22 protein-coding genes are annotated in these 22,181 nt (G+C 50.0%); 6 read left to right on the top strand and 16 right to left on the bottom strand.

Going from position 1 to position 22,181, the window contains the following annotated elements:
• Positions 1-487: 487 nt before the first annotated feature.
• Positions 488-1,648 carry an aminotransferase class I/II-fold pyridoxal phosphate-dependent enzyme gene (locus tag I0P70_RS12235; protein ID WP_196118210.1) on the bottom strand — a complete coding sequence of 387 codons (1,161 nt, stop codon included), beginning with the start codon at positions 1,646-1,648 and terminating at the stop codon, positions 488-490.
• Between the two features lie 266 nt (positions 1,649-1,914).
• Between I0P70_RS12235 and I0P70_RS12230 the strand changes: the two genes are divergently transcribed.
• Together I0P70_RS12230 and lysS are read left to right on the top strand one after the other, a co-directional pair.
• Complete coding sequence (locus I0P70_RS12230; RefSeq protein WP_196118208.1) at positions 1,915-2,943, top strand: hypothetical protein; 1,029 nt, start codon at positions 1,915-1,917, stop codon at positions 2,941-2,943.
• A gap of 213 nt (positions 2,944-3,156) precedes the next feature.
• Positions 3,157-4,683 carry a lysine--tRNA ligase gene (lysS, locus tag I0P70_RS12225; protein WP_196118206.1) on the top strand — a complete coding sequence of 509 codons (1,527 nt, stop codon included), beginning with the start codon at positions 3,157-3,159 and terminating at the stop codon, positions 4,681-4,683.
• 75 nt (positions 4,684-4,758) lie between these two features.
• On the opposite strand, the gene I0P70_RS12220 is transcribed toward lysS, so the two are convergent.
• The 3 genes from I0P70_RS12220 to I0P70_RS12210 all read right to left on the bottom strand — a co-directional run bounded on the left by I0P70_RS12220 (position 4,759) and on the right by I0P70_RS12210 (position 6,394).
• Entirely contained in the window at positions 4,759-5,238 is a 480-nt protein-coding gene (locus I0P70_RS12220) for a YtxH domain-containing protein (RefSeq protein WP_196118204.1), read from the bottom strand.
• Positions 5,239-5,476: 238 nt separating this feature from the next.
• A complete protein-coding gene (locus tag I0P70_RS12215; RefSeq protein ID WP_196118202.1) occupies positions 5,477-5,824 on the bottom strand; it encodes a YtxH domain-containing protein in 348 nt (115 codons plus the stop codon).
• Positions 5,825-6,004: 180 nt separating this feature from the next.
• On the bottom strand, positions 6,005-6,394 hold the full coding sequence (locus tag I0P70_RS12210) for a CsbD family protein (RefSeq protein WP_230392159.1): 390 nt from the start codon (positions 6,392-6,394) through the stop codon (positions 6,005-6,007).
• Between the two features lie 213 nt (positions 6,395-6,607).
• Here I0P70_RS12210 and I0P70_RS12205 point away from each other — a divergent pair, with 213 nt between their 5' ends.
• Both I0P70_RS12205 and I0P70_RS12200 read left to right on the top strand, forming a co-directional pair.
• Entirely contained in the window at positions 6,608-6,838 is a 231-nt protein-coding gene (locus I0P70_RS12205) for a Kazal-type serine protease inhibitor (RefSeq protein WP_196118200.1), read from the top strand.
• A 17-nt stretch (positions 6,839-6,855) separates the two neighbouring features.
• Entirely contained in the window at positions 6,856-7,227 is a 372-nt protein-coding gene (locus I0P70_RS12200; RefSeq protein WP_196118197.1) for a cupin domain-containing protein, read from the top strand.
• 200 nt (positions 7,228-7,427) lie between these two features.
• On the opposite strand, the gene I0P70_RS12195 is transcribed toward I0P70_RS12200, so the two are convergent.
• The 9 genes from I0P70_RS12195 to I0P70_RS12160 all read right to left on the bottom strand — a co-directional run bounded on the left by I0P70_RS12195 (position 7,428) and on the right by I0P70_RS12160 (position 15,673).
• On the bottom strand, positions 7,428-8,246 hold the full coding sequence (locus tag I0P70_RS12195) for an enoyl-ACP reductase (protein WP_196118195.1): 819 nt from the start codon (positions 8,244-8,246) through the stop codon (positions 7,428-7,430).
• A gap of 200 nt (positions 8,247-8,446) precedes the next feature.
• Positions 8,447-10,126 (bottom strand): DNA repair protein RecN, encoded by a 1,680-nt coding sequence (recN, locus tag I0P70_RS12190; RefSeq protein ID WP_196118193.1) that lies wholly within the window; start codon positions 10,124-10,126, stop codon positions 8,447-8,449.
• A gap of 75 nt (positions 10,127-10,201) precedes the next feature.
• Positions 10,202-10,432: a hypothetical protein gene (locus I0P70_RS12185; RefSeq protein WP_007653225.1), complete on the bottom strand. Its 231-nt coding sequence runs from the start codon at positions 10,430-10,432 to the stop codon at positions 10,202-10,204.
• A 68-nt stretch (positions 10,433-10,500) separates the two neighbouring features.
• Positions 10,501-11,406 carry a DUF4835 family protein gene (locus tag I0P70_RS12180; RefSeq protein ID WP_196118192.1) on the bottom strand — a complete coding sequence of 302 codons (906 nt, stop codon included), beginning with the start codon at positions 11,404-11,406 and terminating at the stop codon, positions 10,501-10,503.
• On the bottom strand, positions 11,399-12,058 hold the full coding sequence (gene coaBC, locus I0P70_RS21370) for a bifunctional phosphopantothenoylcysteine decarboxylase/phosphopantothenate--cysteine ligase CoaBC (protein WP_230392158.1): 660 nt from the start codon (positions 12,056-12,058) through the stop codon (positions 11,399-11,401). Before coaBC ends, I0P70_RS12180 begins: the two co-directional genes overlap by 8 nt.
• Positions 12,042-12,539, bottom strand: a complete 498-nt coding sequence (locus tag I0P70_RS21365; protein ID WP_230392157.1) for a flavoprotein — start codon at positions 12,537-12,539, stop codon at positions 12,042-12,044. The genes coaBC and I0P70_RS21365 overlap by 17 nt, the downstream gene beginning before the upstream one ends.
• Positions 12,540-12,607: 68 nt before the next feature.
• Positions 12,608-12,934, bottom strand: a complete 327-nt coding sequence (locus I0P70_RS12170; protein ID WP_007653213.1) for a DNA-directed RNA polymerase subunit omega — start codon at positions 12,932-12,934, stop codon at positions 12,608-12,610.
• Between the two features lie 11 nt (positions 12,935-12,945).
• On the bottom strand, positions 12,946-13,770 hold the full coding sequence (locus I0P70_RS12165; protein ID WP_230392156.1) for an outer membrane protein assembly factor BamD: 825 nt from the start codon (positions 13,768-13,770) through the stop codon (positions 12,946-12,948).
• Positions 13,771-13,825: 55 nt separating this feature from the next.
• The gene (locus tag I0P70_RS12160) at positions 13,826-15,673 is read right to left on the bottom strand and encodes an OstA-like protein (protein ID WP_196118190.1); all 1,848 of its coding nucleotides are present in this window, start codon (positions 15,671-15,673) and stop codon (positions 13,826-13,828) included.
• Between the two features lie 121 nt (positions 15,674-15,794).
• Here I0P70_RS12160 and tilS point away from each other — a divergent pair, with 121 nt between their 5' ends.
• Together tilS and mdh are read left to right on the top strand one after the other, a co-directional pair.
• Entirely contained in the window at positions 15,795-17,126 is a 1,332-nt protein-coding gene (gene tilS / locus I0P70_RS12155) for a tRNA lysidine(34) synthetase TilS (protein ID WP_196118188.1), read from the top strand.
• A 227-nt stretch (positions 17,127-17,353) separates the two neighbouring features.
• The gene (gene mdh / locus I0P70_RS12150; protein ID WP_196118179.1) at positions 17,354-18,295 is read left to right on the top strand and encodes a malate dehydrogenase; all 942 of its coding nucleotides are present in this window, start codon (positions 17,354-17,356) and stop codon (positions 18,293-18,295) included.
• Between the two features lie 80 nt (positions 18,296-18,375).
• On the opposite strand, the gene I0P70_RS12145 is transcribed toward mdh, so the two are convergent.
• From I0P70_RS12145 to mutL, 3 genes are all read right to left on the bottom strand, one after another.
• On the bottom strand, positions 18,376-19,293 hold the full coding sequence (locus tag I0P70_RS12145) for a rhomboid family intramembrane serine protease (protein ID WP_196118177.1): 918 nt from the start codon (positions 19,291-19,293) through the stop codon (positions 18,376-18,378).
• A gap of 69 nt (positions 19,294-19,362) precedes the next feature.
• The gene (locus tag I0P70_RS12140) at positions 19,363-20,124 is read right to left on the bottom strand and encodes a rhomboid family intramembrane serine protease (RefSeq protein ID WP_230392155.1); all 762 of its coding nucleotides are present in this window, start codon (positions 20,122-20,124) and stop codon (positions 19,363-19,365) included.
• A 130-nt stretch (positions 20,125-20,254) separates the two neighbouring features.
• The gene (mutL, locus tag I0P70_RS12135; RefSeq protein ID WP_196118173.1) at positions 20,255-22,078 is read right to left on the bottom strand and encodes a DNA mismatch repair endonuclease MutL; all 1,824 of its coding nucleotides are present in this window, start codon (positions 22,076-22,078) and stop codon (positions 20,255-20,257) included.
• Positions 22,079-22,181: the final 103 nt, after the last annotated feature.

The raw sequence follows: 22,181 nt of genomic DNA, 5'->3' as shown, positions 1-22,181 counted from the left end.
TGTAGCCGAGTAGTTATAAATTCCATTTCCTGCACTGCTATTAAGTTTAGAGGTGGCAGCTCTTTCAGTGGCATTTGATGCGGCGCTATAATTGGTTACATCCCGCACACTTGTGCTTTTAGACACACGCCAGCTATCTGGTAGAGTAGCAACAGCGGCATTGCCTATACCATCGAAATCTTGGGTGACTGTGCTCCCTTTACGAACTAGAATTTGCCCCTGCACTTCATTGCCAGCCCAAAGGCCACAGCAAAGCAGCACAAAAGCAGAAGCTTTGTGTAAATGTTTAAACATAAGTATAAGATTGATTTGAGATTGATTCTGACAGGAGATGATCATGCAATGTACTGATGCACATTGGCTTTAGGCTACAGCATGTAGAGTATAAAACCATCCTACAAATGTAAGCACTTGCATTTAATGTAAGGTTATGAAATCGTTATAAATAATGGCACATCCCTATATAGTTCTATGAAATATTGAGTCACTACAGTTGTTTCAGCGCCTGCTCTATATCCTTAATCAAATAGTCCGCATCTTCTAGCCCGATATAAAAACGCACTAGGTTAAAGTCGAGCTTGCCTTTGTAATTCGAGCTTTTATCATAATAAGCCGCTGCCGGATAAATCAGGGACTCGTGTCCGCCCCAGGAAGCAGCCATGAGGAAGTGCTGCAAGCTGTTGCAGAAGTTTTCTACCTTACCAATATCATTTGTTTTAAGCGCAATTGTAAACTGGCCTGTGTTATTGCGCAACTGCTTTTTGGCCAACTCATACTGCGGATTCGAAGGGTGGAAAGGATAATAGATCTTTTCTACCTGCTCCTGCTTTTCGATCCAGGCTATCACTTTTCGAGTAGTTTCGGCGACCCGCTCCATACGCACAGGAAGCGTCCGCAGCCCGCGCAGGAGCAGCCAGGCATCGTGCGGCGAAAGTATGGCTCCCAGCGTCATAAATTCCCGCTCAAATATCTTGTTGATCAGATCACGACTGCCACAGATCACACCACCCATTGTGTCGGAGTGACCTCCGATGTACTTGGTGCAGGAGTGTACGACCAGATCCACACCCATCAGCAGCGGATTTTGATTGAGCGGCGAGGCAAAGCTATTATCAATGATGGTACTACATGCATGTGCTTTGGCAAGTGCTGCGACGGCAGCTATATCCTGCTGTTCAAAGGTGAAGGAGTTGGGACTTTCCAGATACAGCAGCCTCGTGTTGGGACGCATGGCTTTTCGGTAGTTCTCTGTGTCTGTGCCATCCACCATGGTTACCTCTACCCCAAACCGTGGCAGGAAGCGGTTCATCAACACGTTGGTCCAGCCATAGGGTTTCTCGATACACACCACATGGTCACCTGCCTTGAGTTGGGAGAGCACCGCCGCTGAAACGGCTGCTATACCACTCCCAAACGCAATGGCATGCTCCGCTCCTTCCAGTGCCGCCATCTTTTTCTCGAACATGGTCACAGTGGGGTTGTTGCCGCGGGTATAGAGGTAAGACTCTGCCTCATTCAGGAGCATGCGCCGCATATCATCAACCGTTTTGCTGGCAAAATTGCTTGTCTGCAGGATGGGTGGCGCCACTGCATTGTAATACAATTCCCGGTCTTCCCCCAATTCGTTCAGGATATAAGATAGCTCCATGGTACAAAGATTTGGTCCCCCTCTTGTACTCTTATTTTGAGCTCCGGGTTATTGCTGTGATCTCTCACAAATCCTTGAATTTAAAAGGCTTACTTTAAGCCATTTTGCACCTGAAAATGAGGCTTTTACAGCAACTTATTAAGCGACGGAAAACTTTTTTACACCACCTAAATAAGTTACTGATAATCAATGAATTAAATTCACAAAAACCTTGAATTTATAGCTAAAAATTGCAACTGTTAGCAGGCCAGAAATGTTGTAAATACATGAAAGAGAAAGAAGAAGAAAACATCATATCCATGTATCCGGAAGAGCAGAAACAGCTCGACAAGGAATGGTATAAATCTATTCCGGCGCAGGTGTTTCTGAATTACTTTTTTGCGATCAATTACCACCTGAACCACTACGAAGGTATGGGTCTACAGCAGTTGGCTTTCTTTAGAGAAGTACCTGCCGAGCTCGCCGAAGAAGATGTGGAAGCAGTCAAAAAGCTTTTGCTGAACAGCTGGAATACAGAGTATGCTTTGCGTGCCACGGCAGAGTTGGGTGACGAGAGCTATATCCGAAATGCCCTGCACTGGACTTTCCCGCAAGCTTACTATACCGTGTTTGCGAGCTTGCAGGCATTCCTGCATACCCGTCAGATCAAGACCAGCAACGAGACCCTGGTAATGCGCGAAGCAGGTCGCCTGATCGTGAAGAATGCCTATCCGCAGGCGATGAGCTTCTACGCATCCGGGCACTACGATGACTTCCGCATCAACCGTTTGCCACTGGCACACTACAAGCCGGGCTTGCAGATTGCCGGCAAAGAGCTCGAAGCGCAGTCGCAGATCGGTCAGTTTCTGCGCACAACCCGCCGCATGAAGGCCAAAGCTGTGCGACAACAGGTACAGGGCAATGCAGCAACGGCTATTCGCAGCAATCGCACGGGCGAAGTGCTTCAGAAATTCGGTCCGCAGCATTGGCAGCAACTGACCTGGCGCATGGGTTATACCACACTGTTTGACCTGCTGGCCAGACTCCGCATCTCCAACTCACACCGCGAGATCGAACGTTTCGTGCAGGCCGAGATCGATTTCAGGCTGTTCCACGAGTCGCTGCTTGAGATAGTGAGCTACCTCAATGGCATACACGAATGCTATGTGGCGCAGGCCATGAGTCTGCAGCAGTATGAGGCCTTTGTGCAGGAACTGCCAGCCTATCTGCAAAACTCCTTTGTGGCAGCCAGGCTGCAGGACAAAGTAAAACCGCTTTTACAGGACGACGAGCAGCAACTCCGCACAGCTGCGTAAGTCCGACTTGTTCTACTACATATATGGGAGCCCCGGCAAGTTTTGCTTGCCGGGGCTTTTTTATCAGGATTTTCAGCGTTCAGAAGGATACACAGGATTGAGCTGTCTTTGGTAACTAACCTTTAACAATCAGTAATTAACCTTTTAAAAGCTGCCGATTATTTAGCAATTTTGCAGTTTATATATAATAGTCACATTTAGTACTAAAATCGCATGCAACTCAGCGAACAGGAACTACGCAGACGCCACGAGCGCGAAGAACTGGAGAAAATGGGCATCAACCCATATCCATCCGAAACATTTGAAGTGACGGCCACGGCCAAAGAGATAAAGGAGAATTTCGATAAGGAGAAGAACAACTACCAGGAAGTAACCCTGGCTGGTCGTTTGATGAGCCGCCGCGTGATGGGCAAAGCCTCGTTTGCTGAGCTGATGGACAGCACGGGCCGTATCCAGATCTATGTGTCGCGTGATGACATCGCACCTGGTGAGAACAAGGATATGTACAACACCGTGTTCAAGAAAATGCTCGACATCGGTGACTTCATCGGCATCAAAGGTTATGCTTTTGTGACGCAGGTGGGTGAGATCTCAGTGCACGTAACGGAGCTGAAGGTGCTGACCAAGTCCCTTCGTCCGCTGCCGATCGTGAAGCGTGAGATCGACGAGAACGGCAACGAGATCGTGCACGATGGCTTCACTGATCCAGAATTGCGTTACCGTCAGCGTTACGTAGACCTGATCGTGAATCCAGATGTGCGCGAGACTTTTAAGAAGCGTACGCAGCTGGTAAGCACTATGCGTAACTTCTTAGCAGAGAAAGGTTACCTCGAAGTAGAAACCCCTATTCTGCAGCCTATACATGGTGGCGCAGCAGCCCGTCCGTTCAAGACGCACCACAACACACTGGACATGACGCTATACCTGCGCATTGCCAACGAGCTATACCTGAAGCGCCTCATCGTGGGTGGTTTCGATGGCGTGTTTGAATTTGCCAAAGACTTCCGTAACGAAGGTATGAGCCGTTTCCACAACCCGGAGTTTACGGTGATGGAGCTGTACGTTACCTACAAGGACTACAATTGGATGATGGACCTGGTAGAGGAGATGGTAGAAAAAGTAGCCCTTGCTCTGCACGGTAAAACAGAAGTACAGGTTGGCGAGAACCTTATCAACTTTGCCCGCCCTTGGAAGCGCTATACCATGTACGAAGCCATTGAGCACTTCACCAAGATTGATATCTCGAACATGGAAGAGCCGGAGCTTCGCCAGGCGGCACAGCAACTGGGCATCCATGTAGACCCAACCATGGGCAAGGCCAAGATCATTGATGAGATATTCGGTGAAACGGCAGAGCCTAACCTGATACAGCCAACGTTCATCACAGATTACCCGGTAGAGATGAGCCCACTGGCCAAGAAGCATCGCGACAAGCCAGGTCTGGTAGAGCGTTTCGAGGCGATCTGTAATGGCAAAGAGATCTGTAATGCTTTCTCAGAACTGAACGACCCGGTTGACCAACGTGCCCGTTTCGAAGAGCAGCTGGAACTGGCAAAACGCGGTGATGTGGAGGCCATGGCCCTGGACGAAGACTTCCTGCGTGCTTTGGAGTACGGTATGCCGCCAACCGCTGGCTTGGGTGTAGGTATAGATCGCCTGACCATGATCATGACAAACTCTAACTCTATTCAGGACGTGCTCTTCTTCCCACAGATGAAGCCGGAGAGAAGAGAAGAATAAGGTTTAATTTTCTATAAAACAGAAATGGCCCGCTATACCTTAGCGGGCCATTTCTGTTTTATGCTTATTTTCTTCCTATAGCTTTTCCTCGCCTGAGATTCTATCCTTTATTTTGTCCGTGGCATCTTTCAGGCTTTCTTCTTTTCCGACCCAGGAGTCAATTTTGGTCTTACCAGCACCTAACTTCTCGTTGATGCCGCGGCCTACCCATGCGGCGGAGTCTGACAGGCGGCGACGGGTAATGCGGCCACTGTCGGGTGCCATGAGTATACCTGCCAGCACTCCTACGCTGGCGCCGGCGAGCAAGCCCATGGCGACCCCCAAGGTCCCGCTGCTCTCTTCATGCGAGCTGGATGACGATGACCTGCGACTGCCGCTGCTATACGCTGTACGTTGCTGCATATTCGGCTGGTGCTTCGGCTCCCGCACAGAGGAGTGCGTTACATTTCCGCTCGTTTCCCTACCCACATGACTATAGGTAGACGATGATCTTGGGTTGTTGCTGTATGTACTCTTTGCCTCTCCCAGGCTGCTGTAATCCATTTTCGTTCTCATAGTTTGCTTTGATTTTATTGTGAATTCGATTGCGCGAAATATTATACTCTCTAAAATAATAACGGGAGTAAAGTCCTAAGGTTAGCGCTGTTCAAATCAGTAACATACAAAAACAAAGGCCTGTTCCGGTATGGAACAGGCCTTTCGCCCTCACAAAGCTTGTTTCCACCTCAGCGGGCACACGTGCCCCAGGAACAAGCTAAGTTCGAGTATACATTTTGAATGGGCTATGCCCGGGCTATACGTTTGTTACGGTAGAGCCACCAGCATTTGTGCTGCCAGATGTACCAGTAGTAGAGCCAGTTGAACCGGTTGAGCCCGTTGATGAGGACGAACTGCCACCAGTGTTACCACCTTCTTTGTTAGCGTTGCCCATTTTGCTTATGGCTTCGTTGCTCATGTTTTTGATTTCATCAAGGCCAGTCTGCAGGTTCTTCTCAAGATCTTTGCTCAGTTTGTTAGCCCACTTCTTGATACCGGTTCTGGTGTGCTCACCTGTGTCTGGAGCCATCAATAAGCCTGCAATTACACCAGCGCTAGCGCCTGCCAACAGTGCAAGCATGATCTTTCCGCTATTATCTTTCATAGTTCTGTTTATTATAAATTGTTGGATTTGGTTTCTTTAATATTAGCTATTGCCCTAATAACGACGAAGCTATGTATTAAGTTATAACTATACTACAGTTTTGTGTTGTAGTGCATCTAAATAACGAAAAAAAGCTCAGCAAAACATTTTGCTGAGCTTTAAATTATGCTTCGTATTCTCTTACAAGTCTCTGATCACCTTCATGATCTCATTTTTGGTTTTGCCAAGCTTCTGCTGCAAACGTCCAAATAATTCGTCTTCCTGCCCTTCTACATAGGTCAGGTCATCATCGGTCAGGTCAGCGTAGTTCTTCTTCAACTGTCCCTTCACATCATCCCAGGATCCGCGCATTATCAGGCTGCTTCCATCGTCAGTCACCTTGTTGCGTTCTAGCTTATCCATAAAGTTCTTGACAGTGCGCTCCACATCATCGCTTACTTTGGTGAGCGTTTTTTTCAGGCTATCGCGCGTGTCCAGACCATTGTTTGGGGCAAGTAGTACACCGGCTACTACACCGGCTCCAATACCGGCTAGTGTGGCCAGCAGAATTTTTCCTTTTTCGTCGTTCATGTTGTTTATCATTTTCAGGTGCTGTTTATTTGATAAGGCGTAGCTCCTTCAAAATAGAAAGCATGGTCCTTATACCTGTATCTCGTTTAATTTACGTTCCAATACATACGGGTTGCTGCATACTTAGTTTGCAAGCCCTTATTTTTGCGTACCGGCGTTTCTATCCTCTTTCTATTCAGTAGCACGTATAAAACAACATTAAAATAAAACCTTATGAAAAAGACAGCCCTGGCATTAGCCTTCCTGGCTATGGGAACCCTTTACTCCTGCAAAAACAGCGAGATTCCTTGCATTGACCAATCCAAGATCAACCCTGACCAGATGTGCACCATGCAGTATGACCCCGTATGCGGCTGCGACGGCAAAACCTACGGCAATGCCTGTGAGGCTGATCGTGCCGGCGTGACTTCTTATACCAAAGGCGAGTGCCCTGACAAATCCTAAGCTATACCTACCAGCCTATGTCTGAGAAAAAATACTTCAAACAAACCAAGCCTTTCCGGGTACCTACCACCGATGGCAAGCTGATAGAAGAGCATTTCGGCAAAGCCTCTACCCATACCAGCGCTTTCAGCGTCGCGCACATGGTAGCCCCGCCACACTGGGGGGAGCCGCATCAGACGCCGGAGTTCGACGAGATCACAATTGTGCTGCGCGGCCGCAAGCTGATTGAGATTGACGGGGAGGAAGTGGTAGTGGAAGCTGGCGAGTCCATCCTGATCAAAGCGGGTGCCCGCATTCGTTACTCCAATCCTTACGATGAGGAGACTGAGTACTGGTCGGTGTGCGTACCTGCCTTTGACTTCACCAAAGTGAATCGCGAGGAAGCGTAATGTCGAGGTGTGGCGACGGCGCGCCTTAAGTGCTCCACAAGTATAACCCTGCCGCATGACGATATAAATTAACTCTTCAGATTCTTCAGAAATGTATATCAAAAAAGCCCCTGGCGCACTTAGCACCAGGGGCTTTTCATATTTCAGAGCATGTCAGATCCATCTTAAATCTTCACATCTCCAGATCTTCAAATTAAAAATTAAGACTGCTTATTGATCATCTCCACCACATCTTCAGAGATGCCCATGGTAGAGAAGCCGCCATCGTGCATCAGGTTCTGCATGGTCACCATACGGGTCAGGTCTGAGAACAGGCTGATGCAGTAGTCAGCGCATGACTCGGCTGAGGCGTTACCTAGTGGCGACATCTTGTCAGCATAGTCATAGAAGGCATCGAAGCCACCTACACCCGTACCTGCAGTTGTTTTAGTTGGCGACTGCGATACTGTGTTCACTCGTACTTTGTTCAATTTACCCAGGCGGTAGCCATAGTTACGGGCAATCGACTCGAGCACGGCCTTTGCCTGCGACATGTCTGTGTAGTCAGGGAATACGCGCTGCGCCGCGATATACGAAAGCGCTACAATAGAGCCCCACTCGTTCATGGCGTTCTGCTTCTCTGCCACATGCATTACTTTGTGGAAAGAAAGCGCCGAAATATCCAGCGTCTTCAGGAACCAGTCGTAGTTCAGGTCACCGTAAGACTTGCCTTTGCGGATGTTTGGGCTCATGCCGATAGAGTGCAGCACAAAGTCAATCTTGCCGCCCAGGATTTCCTGCGCTTTGGTGAAAAGGTTTTCAAGATCCTCTACAGAAGTGGCATCAGCAGGTATAACCTGTGCGTTGCAGGCTTCAGCCAGTTTGTTGATCTCACCCATACGCATAGCCAGTGGTGCGTTGGTCAACACGAACTCAGCGCCCTCTTCTTTGGCACGCATCGCAACTTTCCAGGCGATCGACTTCTCGTCAAGCGCTCCGAAAATGATTCCTTTCTTTCCTTTAAGCAGATTGTAAGACATGTATTTGTCAGGTTAATGTTTCACATTTTTAGGATTTCTACCAGCCAGGTATAGCCAGCGGAAATCAGGCAGCAATATAGCAATAACTAGGTATAACTCAAGTTAAGATCGGCCATCATTCACACAAGCCCGTTTCTCCATTAGCCACCTCTCCTTTTTAGGTATGCGGGCCTGAGGATAGGAGCGCTATTGAGTGTATTTTACAGCGAAAGCAACTCTTTGGCACTCTTGTAAGCGCTTGCACTTGGGTTGGCACCTGCTATCATGTGCGCTATTTCATCTACACGCTCTTTGTCACTCAGTTTTTTCACACGGCTGATCGTACGGTCCTCGGTATCGTGCTTGTACACGAAGTAATGGGAGTTACCCTGCGCCGCTATTTGCGGCAAGTGCGAAATGGCAATGATCTGGTGCTTCTGCGCCATCTGCTGCATCATCCTGCCCACTTTCACGGCTACCTCACCAGATATACCTGTATCAATTTCGTCAAATACGATTGTTGGCAAAGCCGTCTTGTCGGCCAGCATGTACTTGATGCTGAGCATCAGTCGGGAGAATTCACCACCTGAGGCGGCTTTTACCAATGACTGCGGCTGCGCTCCTTTGTTGGCACTGAAAAGAATGCTGATCTCGTCGGTACCGGTGGCGGTTGGTATGGCGGCTTTGTGCTGAATGACGATGCGGGCGTTTGGCATACCTAGTTCGGCCAGCAAGGTATAGAGTTCTTGCTCAAACTGCCCAAACGAAGCCTTGCGGCGCTCTGAAAGCACGGCAGCTTTCTCCAGCATTTCCTTCTCCGCATCTTTCATGGCTTTCTCGGTGGTGGAAAGGGCATTGTCGAGGTTCAATACGCTGCCTACTTTGCCTTCCAGTTCACGCTGTATCTCGAGCAGTTCCGCAATGGTCTGTACCTGGTGCTTACGCTGCAAGGTATAGATGGTGTTGAGTCGCTCCTGCACCTCCGTGGTACGGGCCGGATCGGCTTCGGTGCGGCGCTCAGCATCTTCGAGTTCGCCTGCCACGTCATTGAGCTCGATCATACAGCTCTCGGTACGAGTGCGTAGCTCATCATACTTTGGTGAGAAAGCCGCCAATTGACCGATCAGCTGCACCGTGTCTTTCAGGGCAGAGGTGATATTAAACTCCGACTCCGTCAGGTACTGCACAGCCTGTGTCAGCTTCAGCTTGATGTCTTCGGCATTCTCCAACTCCTTCAGCTCTGTCTCCAGCTGCTCCTGCTCGTCCTCCTGCAGGTTGATCTCTTCCAGTTCGTTGAGCAGGAAAGTATTGTAGTCCAGCTCCTTTTGCGCCTGTGCCAGTTGGTCGGTCAGTTTCTTATAATCGCTTTCGAGCTTCTTATACTTGCGGTACGTCTCGTTGTAGTCTTTCAGGTACGACAGGTTGCCAGCATAGATGTCCAGCGATGTGTTACCGGCATAAATGTCGAGGATGTTGAGTTGAAAGCTCGTATCGCCTAATTGCAGTGTGTCGTGCTGCGAGTGGATGTCCATCAGGTTCTCCCCTATCTTGCGCAGCACATCAAGCGTTACTGGCGTGTCGTTCACAAAGGCACGGGATTTTCCGCTCGGGCTAATTTCGCGACGTAGGATGCAGTGCTCGTCAAAGTCCAGGTCTTCAGCTACAAACACCTCTTTGAGGTTATACTGCGAGATATCAAACACCCCCTCGATTACGCACTTCTGCTCCTGGTTGAAGAGCAATTTAGAGTCGGCGCGGTTACCGAGCAGCAAGCCTATCGCGCCCAGCATAATGGACTTACCGGCACCGGTTTCGCCTGTTATAATATTGAGCACCGGCGATGGATTCATTTCCAACTGCTCTATCAGTGCGTAGTTTTTTATTTTAAGATCAATCAGCATATATAAGGATGCAAGATGCTAGTCACAAGGTATAAGATTTAATACCCGGACTTAGTTCGATAATTCGGGTGTATTTTAATAAGGTGCTTCGATGTCGTAAATCACTTCTTCTACCTCAGGCACAGGTATGGTATGTTTGTGCCTGCGACCGTCCAACAACTCCAGCTCTTGGACTGACACATGCTGCAGTACCCCCTGTACGACCACACGGTTTCTTAACACCACTTGCACCGTCTGCTGTTGTAGAAGATCGGGCAGGTGATCGGCCAATTGGTTTCGATAGATTCTGATTTGGCGTTTGCCCATAGGTGTTTGCGCAGGTATGGTCCTCCGTCCCGTGAAGATACGCGCTTTCTGTGAAATTTGGAAAAGGCTTAGCGCTGGAGCAGCACTTCGTATTTGGTATTGTTAGTAGGATCCACCTGCGTGAGCAAGGTATAGGCAGCCTGCTTATCAGCCGGAGCGGCCGTCTTGAAAATATTTACCAGCTCATCTGACTTGGCTTCAAAGAAAGAGCGGATCAGAGCCGCACCGGGCTTCTGCTGCGATATTTTCTGAATGTTTCGTAGCACTTCGAGCGTAGTCTTACGAGCCTTCTCCGGGTCCTGTACCATCAGGTCCATCCCTTGGCGGTGCATGGCGTAGATTCCTTCGCGGAAAGGTATAAACACCGGATCTTGCAGGTTATCGATCATCCAGTAGCGGTTGCGGTTCCCTTCAAACGGACGCCAGCCCGGGAAGATAGAGTTCTGTGAAGCAGCCAGGTTCAAAATGCCACGAGCCCGGTCAAAAGAGGGCGAGCCACCCAGCTTGGCAAAGCTGTCATTGTCCATCCCGATGATCATATAGGCATAGTAAGCCAGCATGGCAGACAGATTGCCGGTAAAATTGTTTTCGGCAAAGTCGAGCGGTTGGGCCTCATTAAACTGGAAAAGCCAGTCGCGGTCAATGAACGAGAAAAGCGTAGATTCGTAGCCAGTGCCATAGGCAGGACGCACAGATACGATCTGCACATTGGCGCGGAAAGTACCTACCTCCGGCATCTCGGTCAGGTTGATCAGCATGCGGCACTTGATGCGCTCATCTACTCTGTAAGACTGATTAGTCCAGCGGCGGTTGTTCATAAACTCAAAAATGCGGTTTTGCATTTCGGTGAACAGTTGCCGGTTAGCAAAAGCTACCTGTTCGCTGTTGACCACTACATCGCACTGCAGCTCCTGAGCACGGGCTCCCAAGGCTACTCCCATCACACACAGCAAAACAAACAGTCGCTTAAGCATAGAGTCTCTCCCAAATCAGGTTCACGATATCCTGTGCCACTTCGCTTTTGTGCTTCAACTCAAAAGCCGTGGTCGTATCTTTCTCAATAATAGTGATTTTATTTGTATCGTGCTTAAAACCAGCGCCCGGATCATTGAGGGAGTTCAGCACAATCATGTTCAGGTTCTTCTTCTGAAGCTTCTCGCGGGCATTGCTGTCTTCGTTATCCGTCTCCAGGGCGAATCCCACGGCAAACTGATCCTGCCGCTTTTCTTTGCCGAGCGCCGCTGCAATGTCAACGTTCTTGACGAGTTCAATCGTCAGTTCGGCACCGGCTTTTTTTATTTTGCGGTCAGCTACGACCTTGGGTTTGTAATCGGCTACGGCAGCGGCAAATACCCAGATATCAGCCGCAGGAGCCTGCTGCTTAACTGCCGCATACATTTCATCGGCAGTCGTGACAGGTATAACCGTGATGGCATCATGCTGCGCCTGCAGGTTGGTTGGCCCCGCCACCAGCTGCACCTGAGCACCGCGGCTGGCAAAGCACTCAGCTAATGCATAGCCCATTTTACCTGTTGAGTGGTTGCCTATAAAACGCACCGGATCAATTGGTTCGTATGTCGGGCCGGCAGTCAGGACGACGGTTTTGTCCTTAAACAGTTTTTCCAATGCCTGTGAAGTGATTTTCTAGTACGCGAATAATTTCCTCTGGCTCTGCCATACGCCCCTGTCCCACCAGTCCACTGGCCAGTTCGCCATACCCGGCCTCAATGATGAAGTTGCCATAGCCGCGCAGCTTCGTAAAGTTAGCCTGCACGGCTGGGTGCTGGTACATATCCAGGTCCATGGCCGGGGCTACAAACACCGGGCAGCGTGCCGACAGGTAGGTAGCGGAAAGCAGGTTATCGCAAAAGCCGTTGGCAAACTTGGCTACCGTGTTGGCACTGGCAGGTGCTACCACCATGGCATCGGCCCAAAGGCCCAGTTCCACGTGGTTATTCCACACACCCTGCTCGTTGAGCACAAACTCAGTGAGCACAGGCCGCTTGGAGAGGGTAGCTAATGTGAGCGGGGTTATAAAGGCAGAAGCAGAAGTGGTCAGGATGACCTGCACTTCTGCTTCTGCTTTCACGAGTAAGCGAACCAGCATGGCTGCCTTATACGCAGCGATACTTCCGCAAACCCCCAATACTATTTTCCGATTCCGGAGCATGCGCCTTACAGCGATATTTCGTCAGTCTCTTCGTCTGGTGTGCGCACGTATACTTTACCTTCCAGGAACTCCTCAATAGCAAGGCTGGTAGGCTTTGGCAGGCGCTCGTAGTATTTAGAAATTTCGATCTGCTCACGGTTCTCAAATACCTCCTCCAAGTTGTCCACTGTGGTGGCAAACTCGGCCAGCTTAGAGTTCAACTCTTCTTTCAGCTTCACAGAGATTTGGTTGGCTCTTTTAGAGATAACCGAAACAGACTTGTACACATTGCCGGTCTGCTCTGCAAAGTCGGCCATGTTACGGGTAACGATTGATGATGGAACGATTGCCATATATACTTGCTTTATGAATTGCTTGGGTTGTTTTTCTTTAATTTCTCGAGCTCCGATTGCGCGTTGGCGAATACTTGCTCAGCACTACGCAGGTAATTGCTGTCGGGATACTGGTCGATGAAGGCCTGGTAAAAATCAATAGCTTCCATGAAACGTTCCTGCTGCTTGTCCGGCACGCTTTCCAGCGCAAAGCGGTATTGTGCATCCACTCTCAGGTAAGCTGCCTGCTCACTATAGGGCGAAGACGGGTTCTCGCGCAAAAAGTTCGTAAATGCCACCACTGCAGACTTGTAATAGCGCAGCTTGTAATACAAGCGGGCACTTTCAAAAGCTTTCAGATCCAGCTTGGCGCTCAGATCATCGAACATCTTATTGGCCTCGGCGGAGAACTGGCTGCTTGGGTAGCGTACCAGGAATTCCTGGATCGACTCCATAGCCGTGATGGTGCTGGTCTGATCCTGCTCGAAGTCCGGTGAGTCGTTGTAAAGTGACTTAGCCTGCAGGAACATGGCCTCCTCTGCCATCTCACTACGCGGGTAGGTTTCGTAGAAGGTGCGGAACTGGAAGGCACTCAGCATGTACTCCCGCTGCTGGTAATGTGTGTTGGCGTAGTAGAAACGGGCTCTCTCAGCCTCTTCTCTACCTGTCATCAACGGCATCACCTGCTCGAGCAGTTGGTTTGCACGGTAGTAGTCCCCTTTCTCGTAGTACTCGAGTGCGGCTTTGTATTTCAGATCAACGTCGTTGCTTTTTAACAGCTTTTGAAAGTTGCTGCAGCTGGTTGCAAATACCAACAGGCACAACATTACGACGGTATGCAGGATTCCTCTGTTCATGAACGGGCAAAATTATACAATATCCCTGTGATTTACAAGCGTGAATATAGCGTGTTTACTTGCGGGCCGGCGACTGCTTGGCAGCTCCTGCAGCAGGCTTTTTAGCTGGCGTCTGGCCTGACTTGTTGCCAACTGCTTTGCCTTTGGCAGGAACAGCAGCTTTAGTAGGCACATCCGGCGCTTTCACCGGTTCGCGCGGAGCCAGTACCTCTTTTTTATCTGGTCTGAGTTCTTCGAGCCAGGCAAATCCTTCAAGCCTCCGGTCACTAGCCTGCAACTCGTGCGGCGGTATGAACTTTGCGTCCGGATTTACAAGAAACGAAATAGATTTCAGTTTATTTTCCGCAAAGTTCAAAACCATGTCGCTACACACAGCCCGGTTCATACCCGTTAGCACCGAATCACCTTCCAACGCAAAATAAATACTCTCGCCATTGCCGTTTACATTTACACGTCGCATACGCCCGTCCCGGAAGTGCGCCACCATGTTACGGCCCTTCACCTGGTTATAATTCTGGAGTGAGTCTTCAGAAGTAATAAAGGAGTTGCTGAAAATGTACATCTTATCGATGGTCTTGTTTCGCATGTGGATGCGGATGGTATCGCCCACGATCTGGCTCTGCTCGCTCCACAGTGTCGGGTTGCGGTGCATGTACATCAGCGAGTCGGTACGGTTGTAGCTCAGTGAGTCGCAGGTGCCCTGCAGGTCTGATTTGAAGATCTTGACGTTATTGAAAGCAAACAGCATACTTGGCTGTCCGTCTGCCTTGGCCTCCCTTGAAATGAGCGAGTCAGCAGCCATGTACAAGGTATCGCCGTCCATGATCGATTCCATCACCGGACTGCCCCATACCTTGGCTACCCCCTGATCGCGCCAGTAGCGGCCCACCTGGCCACGTATGGTCACGTCGTCTTTGAGCGAGCGCATGGTCATGTTTACCTTCGCCTCCCCATAGCCGCGGGCTTCGTCATAATACAGATCATCTCCCCCCAAACGGTATTCCGGCGTTACGATGTAGGCATTACGTCCGAAACGGGATACCTTGGTAATAGTATTATAAGTACCCTGCTCTGCGTATAAATCGCCATTCTGACCTTTGATGAAGGTTGGTCCCTGGAAGTACACCACCTTGCTCTCTGTGTTGTAGCGCATGTTCTGCGCCGTGATCTCGTAGTCGGCTGAGAACACTTTCACATTCTGCTGAAAGGTAAAGACTTTGGTATTGGTGTCGTAAGTACCTCGCTGGCTCTGCAGGCGGTTTTCGGGGTCTACAATGGTTCCGCCCTCGGTATAGACTGCCGTGCGGTTTTCCAGGTTATAATCAAGCGTAGGCGTGGTCAGTGTCATACGCGGATCCTGCATGGTCACACCACCGCTCATTCTGGCAGTGCGTTTTGCACCGTCGTAGATGGCCTTGGTACCGGTCATGGTAACAGTATCTGCCTGGTTGATGCGCACATTGCCGAATGCCTCCAGTATCTCACTGTCACGGTATTGGTACACGGAGTCGGCATACAGAAACGTCTCTTTTTGCTTAAAGATCACATTCCCAATCAGCTTATTCACGCGTCTCCCATTGATCGTAGTACCAATCAGGTCATCAGCACTCTCCAGTTGCACACGATCCTGCTGTTGAGGACCTTGCTGGGCCGGCGTCTGACCCGGACGCGCAGGCTCCTGCTGCTGGTTCATGCGGGGCTGTGCAGGGGCCTGCTGTGGCTGATTCATGCGTGGCTGCGGTGGCTGTTGCTGCGGCACAATTTTGGGCGGCTGTGGCGGCTTTACCTGCTGCGTAGCCTGCCGCACAGTCACCGGTGGTTTCTGCTGCTGTTGCTCCTGCGCCAAAACTGTCAGCGACAATAGCGTAAACAGAATAGAATAAACTAATTTTGTGATGTTCATGCTTTATGGACAAAAGACAATGACCTACCAGGTGTGACGTCTCGTTTCAACGTTTCTTATACCTGCGGCCTTTGCCTGTTCTTAACTTCAAAATTATAAAAAATATACCAGCCGCTGCCTTATGCTACAGAAAGTTTCCGGTTTCATACAATCACACAACCTTTGCGAGCCCGACAGCAAAATACTGGCGGCTGTCAGCAGCGGCATCGACTCCATCGTGCTTTGCGAAGTACTACACCAGCTCAAGTATACCTTTGCCATTGCGCACTGCAACTTCGGACTGCGTGCCGAAGACGCTGAGGCCGACCAACTCTTTGCCAAAAAGCTGGCCAAAAAGTACGACGTGCCCTTCTTTACCGAAAATTTCGACACCCGCGCCTTCGCCGCGCAGGAGAAACTTTCGATCCAGATGGCAGCCCGCACCCTGCGCTATACCTGGTTTGAACAGGTACGGCAACAGGAAGGTTACGACTACATCGCCACGGCCCACCATAGCAACGACCTGACAGAGACCATATTGCTCCACCTGACCAAGGGCACAGGTATAGCCGGCCTGCATGGTATACCAGCCAAAAACGGCCACATCATCCGACCAATGCTTACCGTTACCAAAGACGATATCTTCGATTTCGTAACGGAGCAACGGCTGATCTGGCGCGAAGACACCTCGAACGAGACGACCAAGTACCAGCGCAACAAAATCAGGCATGAGGTAATTCCGGTGCTAAAGGAAATCAACCCGAACCTCGAGGAAACCATGCAGCACACAGCCGAGCGGGTGAGCCAGGCCGAAGCCATCGTACACGCATACATCGACAACCTGCGCCAGCAAAGTATAAAAGAAGCCGACAACGCCGTATACCTGTCGCTGGTACCGCTGCAGAACGCGACAGGCCTGCCGGTGGTGCTGCACGAATTGTTGCGCCCCTTCAACTTCAGCTATACTGTGGTGCTGGAGCTGGTAGAAGCGCTGGAAGGTCTATCCGGCAAACAGTTCGACTCGCCTAGCCATACCCTGGTGAAAGACCGCGACCAGCTTGTGATCACCCCGCGTAACCTGGGCCGCTTTGGGAGTGTGACTATACAAGAAGGTCAGACCGAAGTGGACGAGGCGCACGTGCAACTAAGCCTACGCTACGTACCGGCTAGTGCATACAAGCTCAACACCAAACCGCATGTGGCTGCCCTGGATGCGGGCCTGCTTAAATTCCCGCTGAAACTGCGACCTTGGCAGGAAGGCGACTGGTTTGTGCCGCTGGGTATGAACGGCAAGAAAAAAATCAGTGATTTTCTGATTGATAAGAAGATTCCGGCCAACCTTAAAGCAAAAACGCTGGTATTGGTATCTGACCAGTCTATCGTCTGGATAGCCGGCCAACGACTTGACAACCGCTTTAAGGTGACAGAGAAGACGGAACAAGTGCTGGAAATTTCTTTGAGACGTACATCATAGCACGTATCAAGTAGCAGAATTTTGGTGTAGACGTTTAGAGTGAGGCGCCTCTTAGCAGGTCTCTGTTTCAGGAAGACAGTCACTTTATTTTTGTCTGAAGCCTTGAATATGAAAAATCGTGCCATGTGTGCCGTGATACTTGCTACTAAACACGCTTTTAATAATAGATTTTTCTAATTTTACGGAAGTAAACCGAATCTCAAACCATAATTAAAGTATATCCTACAATGAAAGTAACCGTAGTTGGAGCTGGTAACGTGGGTGCAACGTGCGCCGATGTATTGGCTTACCGCGAAATCGCGAACGAAGTAGTTTTAGTGGATATTAAAGAAGGTTTTGCTGAGGGCAAAGCGCTTGATATCTGGCAGAAAGCCCCCATCAACCTGTACGACACGCGCACTGTTGGCGTAACCAACGATTACAGCAAGACTGCTGGTTCTGACGTGGTAGTGATCACATCTGGTCTGCCGCGCAAGCCAGGTATGACGCGCGATGACCTTATCTCTACCAACGCCGGTATCGTGCAGTCGGTAACTGAGAACATCGTGAAGCACTCGCCTGACGCCATCATCATCGTGGTTTCTAACCCACTTGACGTGATGACTTACGCAGCGCACATCACTTCCAAACTGCCACGCACCCGCGTTATGGGTATGGCTGGTATCCTGGACACTGCCCGTTACCGTGCATTCCTGGCTGAGGCCCTGAACGTATCTCCAAAAGACATCCAGGCTGTGCTGATGGGTGGTCACGGCGACACGATGGTTCCACTTCCACGTTACACAACAGTTGGTGGTATCCCGGTAACTGAGTTGATCGACGAAGAAACTTTGAACGCTATTGTTGACCGCACCAAGAACGGTGGTGGTGAACTGGTTAAGCTGATGGGTACCTCTGCCTGGTATGCGCCAGGTTCAGCGGCTGCTCAGATGGTGGAGGCAATCGTGCGCGACCAGCGCCGTGTGTTCCCTGTTTGCGTGAAGCTCGAAGGTGAGTACGGCATTGATGGCGTATACCTGGGCGTTCCGGTAATCCTGGGCAAGAACGGTATCGAGAAGATCATCGAACTGCAACTGAACGACGACGAGAAGCAATTGCTGGAAACGTCACGCGGTCACGTGAAAGAAGTAATGGACGCGCTTGACAACATCAACGCCGCCAAAGCTTAATCGCTATACCTGCTTATTGATACGAAAAGCGCCGCTTCTGCAAAGGAGCGGCGCTTTTGGTTGTATATTTTGTGCGATAATCAATCTTTCTGACTAGCCTGAAACAGCTTCTGCTTCTCTTCTTTCGAAAGGCTCTCGTAACCCGAAACCGAAATCTTATCCAGGATCAGGTCGATCTCCATCTGGCTTGGCTTGCCGGCATAACCAGTGTGGTAACCGGAATTGTTACGGGCTCCATTATTCCCCACAGTCGCTTTCTGCCGGTGCGTTACTTTCAGTTTTGGTCGGCGCTTAAACAGACCGGTAAAGAAATCCATGGTGCTATGCAAGGGGCGTCCCATGTCTCGTCCACGCTGCAACTGCTTAATGAAAAGCCAGCCAAACAGGGCGCCACCCAAGTGGGCGATGTTACCACCGGCATTGTCGCCAATCGCTCCGGAAATAGAGAGGATCACCAGAAAGGCTGCGATGTACTTGATGCGCACTGGCCCAATGATGATCAGGTTGAAGGTATAGTTTGGAATGAGTGTGGCAGCTGCCACAACCACCGCCAGCACACTCGCTGAGGCACCGATCATAACAGCATAGGCAGCGCGATCGGCAAAGTATGGGATCAGGTTGTAGCTCAGAATGTAGAGCAAACCACCGGCTATACCCCCGAGTATGTAGAGACTCAGCAGTTTCTTTTCACCGAGGTACTCCCTGATCAATTGGCCGAACCAGTAAAGGTTGAGCATGTTGAAGATGATGTGCAGGAAACCTTCGTGCGTAAAGAAATATGAAATGATCGTCCAGGGGCGGGTGATGAAAACGAGCGGGTCAGAGGGCAGTGCGATAAAACGCATCAAGCCACTGTAAGCCCAGCTGCTACTGGTCAGGAACAACACCGTCCGGAGCGTGATCAGCACCACAAAAACAATGACGTTGATGAGGATAAGCTGCTTCAGGGTGTTGTTCGGCTGCCGGAAAGAGTCTTTTATGTCTTGGATAATACTCATTATACCTGTTAGCTGAAAAGAGCGGGAAGGCTTTTGTGCCTTACTATCTTATACTTATTGTTTTTACTATTACGTATCCTGATAATCGTTGCGTTGCCACATTTTTATAAGAATATACGCAAACAACATACCACCGAGGTGCGCAAAGTGCGCCACATTGTCGCCGGGTATACGGTTAAAGCCCGCATACAGCTCGTAGCCCCCATACAGGAGCACAAAATATTTGGCTTTTATAGGTATGGGCAGAAAGAGCAGGAAAAGCTCCAGGTTTGGGAATAGCATCCCAAACGCCATCAATATTCCAAACACTGCACCTGATGCTCCCAGCATAGGCATGTTAAAAGTTTGATTGAAGACGGCACGCACAGCTTTCTTACTTTCTGCGATATACCCTTCATTATCTGGATTGCGCTGGTACTCAATAGCAAATCGCTTCTCATAACCACCTGAGTAGTGAGACTCCATGAAGTTGTAAAAGCCTGTTGGTGTCGGGTTTTCGATGTATTGTACTGCCTCGGTTTCAATCGTATTCAATTCGTACGCCCGAACACCGGAGTAGAGCATGCTGGCTCCCAGACCTGTGATCAGGTAAAAGGCCAGGAAGCGCTGTGATCCCCAGAAACGCTCCAATAAGGGCCCGAATATGAACAAGCTGAACATGTTGCTGAACAAGTGTGCCCAGCCGCCATGCAGGAACATGTGAGTGAAAATCTGAACCGGCTGAAAATAATCAGAGGCAAAATGGTGCAGCGCAAACTGTCGGTAGTCGAACACACCATTTGCCTGCAGTATAAATACGACCACGTTGATGATCAGGAGATTCCTGACCATGGGGGTTATATTGAACATCTTATCTTCTCGTTTATCGTGCTGGCTGCTATGCTGTTGGCTGTACCTGAGCTTTCCAAGACCTCAAGACGAAAACAACAATTTAACAATCAACCATTTAACAATTCAAAACCTACCCCTTCAGGAAAAGCTCATGCAGCTGACCGAGCTCCATGATGACCAGCGTCTTCTGTCCGCCGGGGGTGTAGTTGGGCACTTCGCAGCCAAACAGCTTGTCTACGAGTGAGTTCATCTCAAGGTCTGACATGCGTGGCTGCAGTTTGGAGGCCAGTCGTTTGGCCATGGCCCGGGCCAGGTTCTCCCGCTTATCCAACTTGAGCGTAGCCAGATTGTTTTTGTACTGCTCAATCAGCTCTTCGAGTAGCTCTTTTTCGTTGGCCGCCTGCACATCGGCAGGTATGGCGTTCAGGATAATGGTGTTGCCACCGAAGTCCTCGAACTGGAAGCCCAGCTCCTGAAACTCAGCCCGTAGCTCCTTTACCAGTGCTGCATCAGCCGGTGACAGCTCGATTGTCTGCGGAAAAAGAAGCGCCTGTGAGGTCACCATCTTCTTCTGCAGTGAGGCCATGTACTTTTCGTATAGAATCCGCTCCTGTGCCGCCTGTTGGTCAATGATCATCACACCAGACTTTACCTGCACCAACAAGTACTTGTGATGTACCTGCAATGTTTTGCTAGAGGTAGTCATGGGCGCGGCAAAAGTATCATCCAGCAACCCCATACCGGATGGCGACGTAATTCGCTCCTCCTCTTGTGCAATTTTTGAATCGCGCAGTGGTTCATAGAGCTGCTCCCAGCCATTAACGCTTGCCTTTTTAGGTGAGGCCGGCACTTTAAAGCCCGGAAACGTGCCTTCTTTCTCAAAACCCTCTCCCCCATGTGGCATCCGGATCGGCTGCAGCGGCGCAAAGTTCACGTCACTCTGGAAATCGAGCGAAGGGGCAATATTGTGCGTCCCCAGCGATTTCTTCACAGCGGCATGCACTATAGCATATACCGTTTTCTCGTCTTCGAACTTGATCTCAGTTTTGGTCGGGTGTACATTTATGTCGATGCGCTCCGGCTCAATGTCTATGAAGAGCACATAGAACGGATGGCTGTCTTTCGGCAATAGCCCTTCGTAGGCCGTCATCACAGCATGGTTGAGGTAACCGCTCTTGATGAAACGGTTGTTCACGAAGAAGAATTGCTCACCACGGGTTTTCTTGGCAAACTCCGGCTTGCCGATGTAGCCACGCACGCTCATAAAGGGAGTTTCTTCTTCGCAGCTGGCCATTTGCTCTTTGTAGTTGTTACCAAACACGCCTACAATGCGCTGACTCAGCTTTCCGGCCGGCAGACTGAAAATCTCAACATCGTTGTGGTGCAGTGTAAAGGCTACTTCCGGGTAAGCCAGGGCCACTCGTTGAAACTCATCGAGTATATGCCGCATTTCCACCGCATTCGTTTTCAGAAAATTGCGACGGGCGGGTACGTTATAGAAAAGATTCTTGACGGCAATGGATGTTCCGGCTGATACCGCAGCTGGTTCCTGTGAGGCCACCGTCGAGCCTTCCACCAGCAAGCGGGTACCTGTTTCGGCGCCGTGCGGCTTGGTTTTGAGCTCTACCTGCGCCACCGCCCCGATCGAGGCCATGGCCTCACCCCGGAAGCCCATCGTTCGGATCCGGAAGAGGTCTTCAGTGGATTTAATCTTGGAAGTGGCGTGTCGCTCGAAGCACATGCGGGCGTCGGTTTCCGACATGCCGATACCGTTGTCCACTACCTGCACCAGCTGCTTGCCTGCTTCCTTCACGATCAGTTGCACGCTTGTGGCACGGGCGTCAATGGCGTTCTCCAGCAGTTCTTTAACCACCGATGAAGGCCGCTGCACCACTTCACCAGCGGCTATCTGGTTAGCTAGGTAATCGGGCAATAAGTGTATAATATCGGACATCCGCTATTTCTAATTCAATTTAGGGTATCTTCCAGGCAAAATCTTGCGTTTTTAATAAAAACGGTCGGATTTTTGAATATACTATTTTGTCAAAACAGAACTT

This window comes from Pontibacter sp. FD36 (assembly GCF_015686655.1).
Taxonomy (GTDB): Bacteria; Bacteroidota; Bacteroidia; order Cytophagales; family Hymenobacteraceae; genus Pontibacter.
Note: the sequence above shows the minus strand (reverse complement) of the source record. Positions and strands in the feature narration are given on the sequence as shown.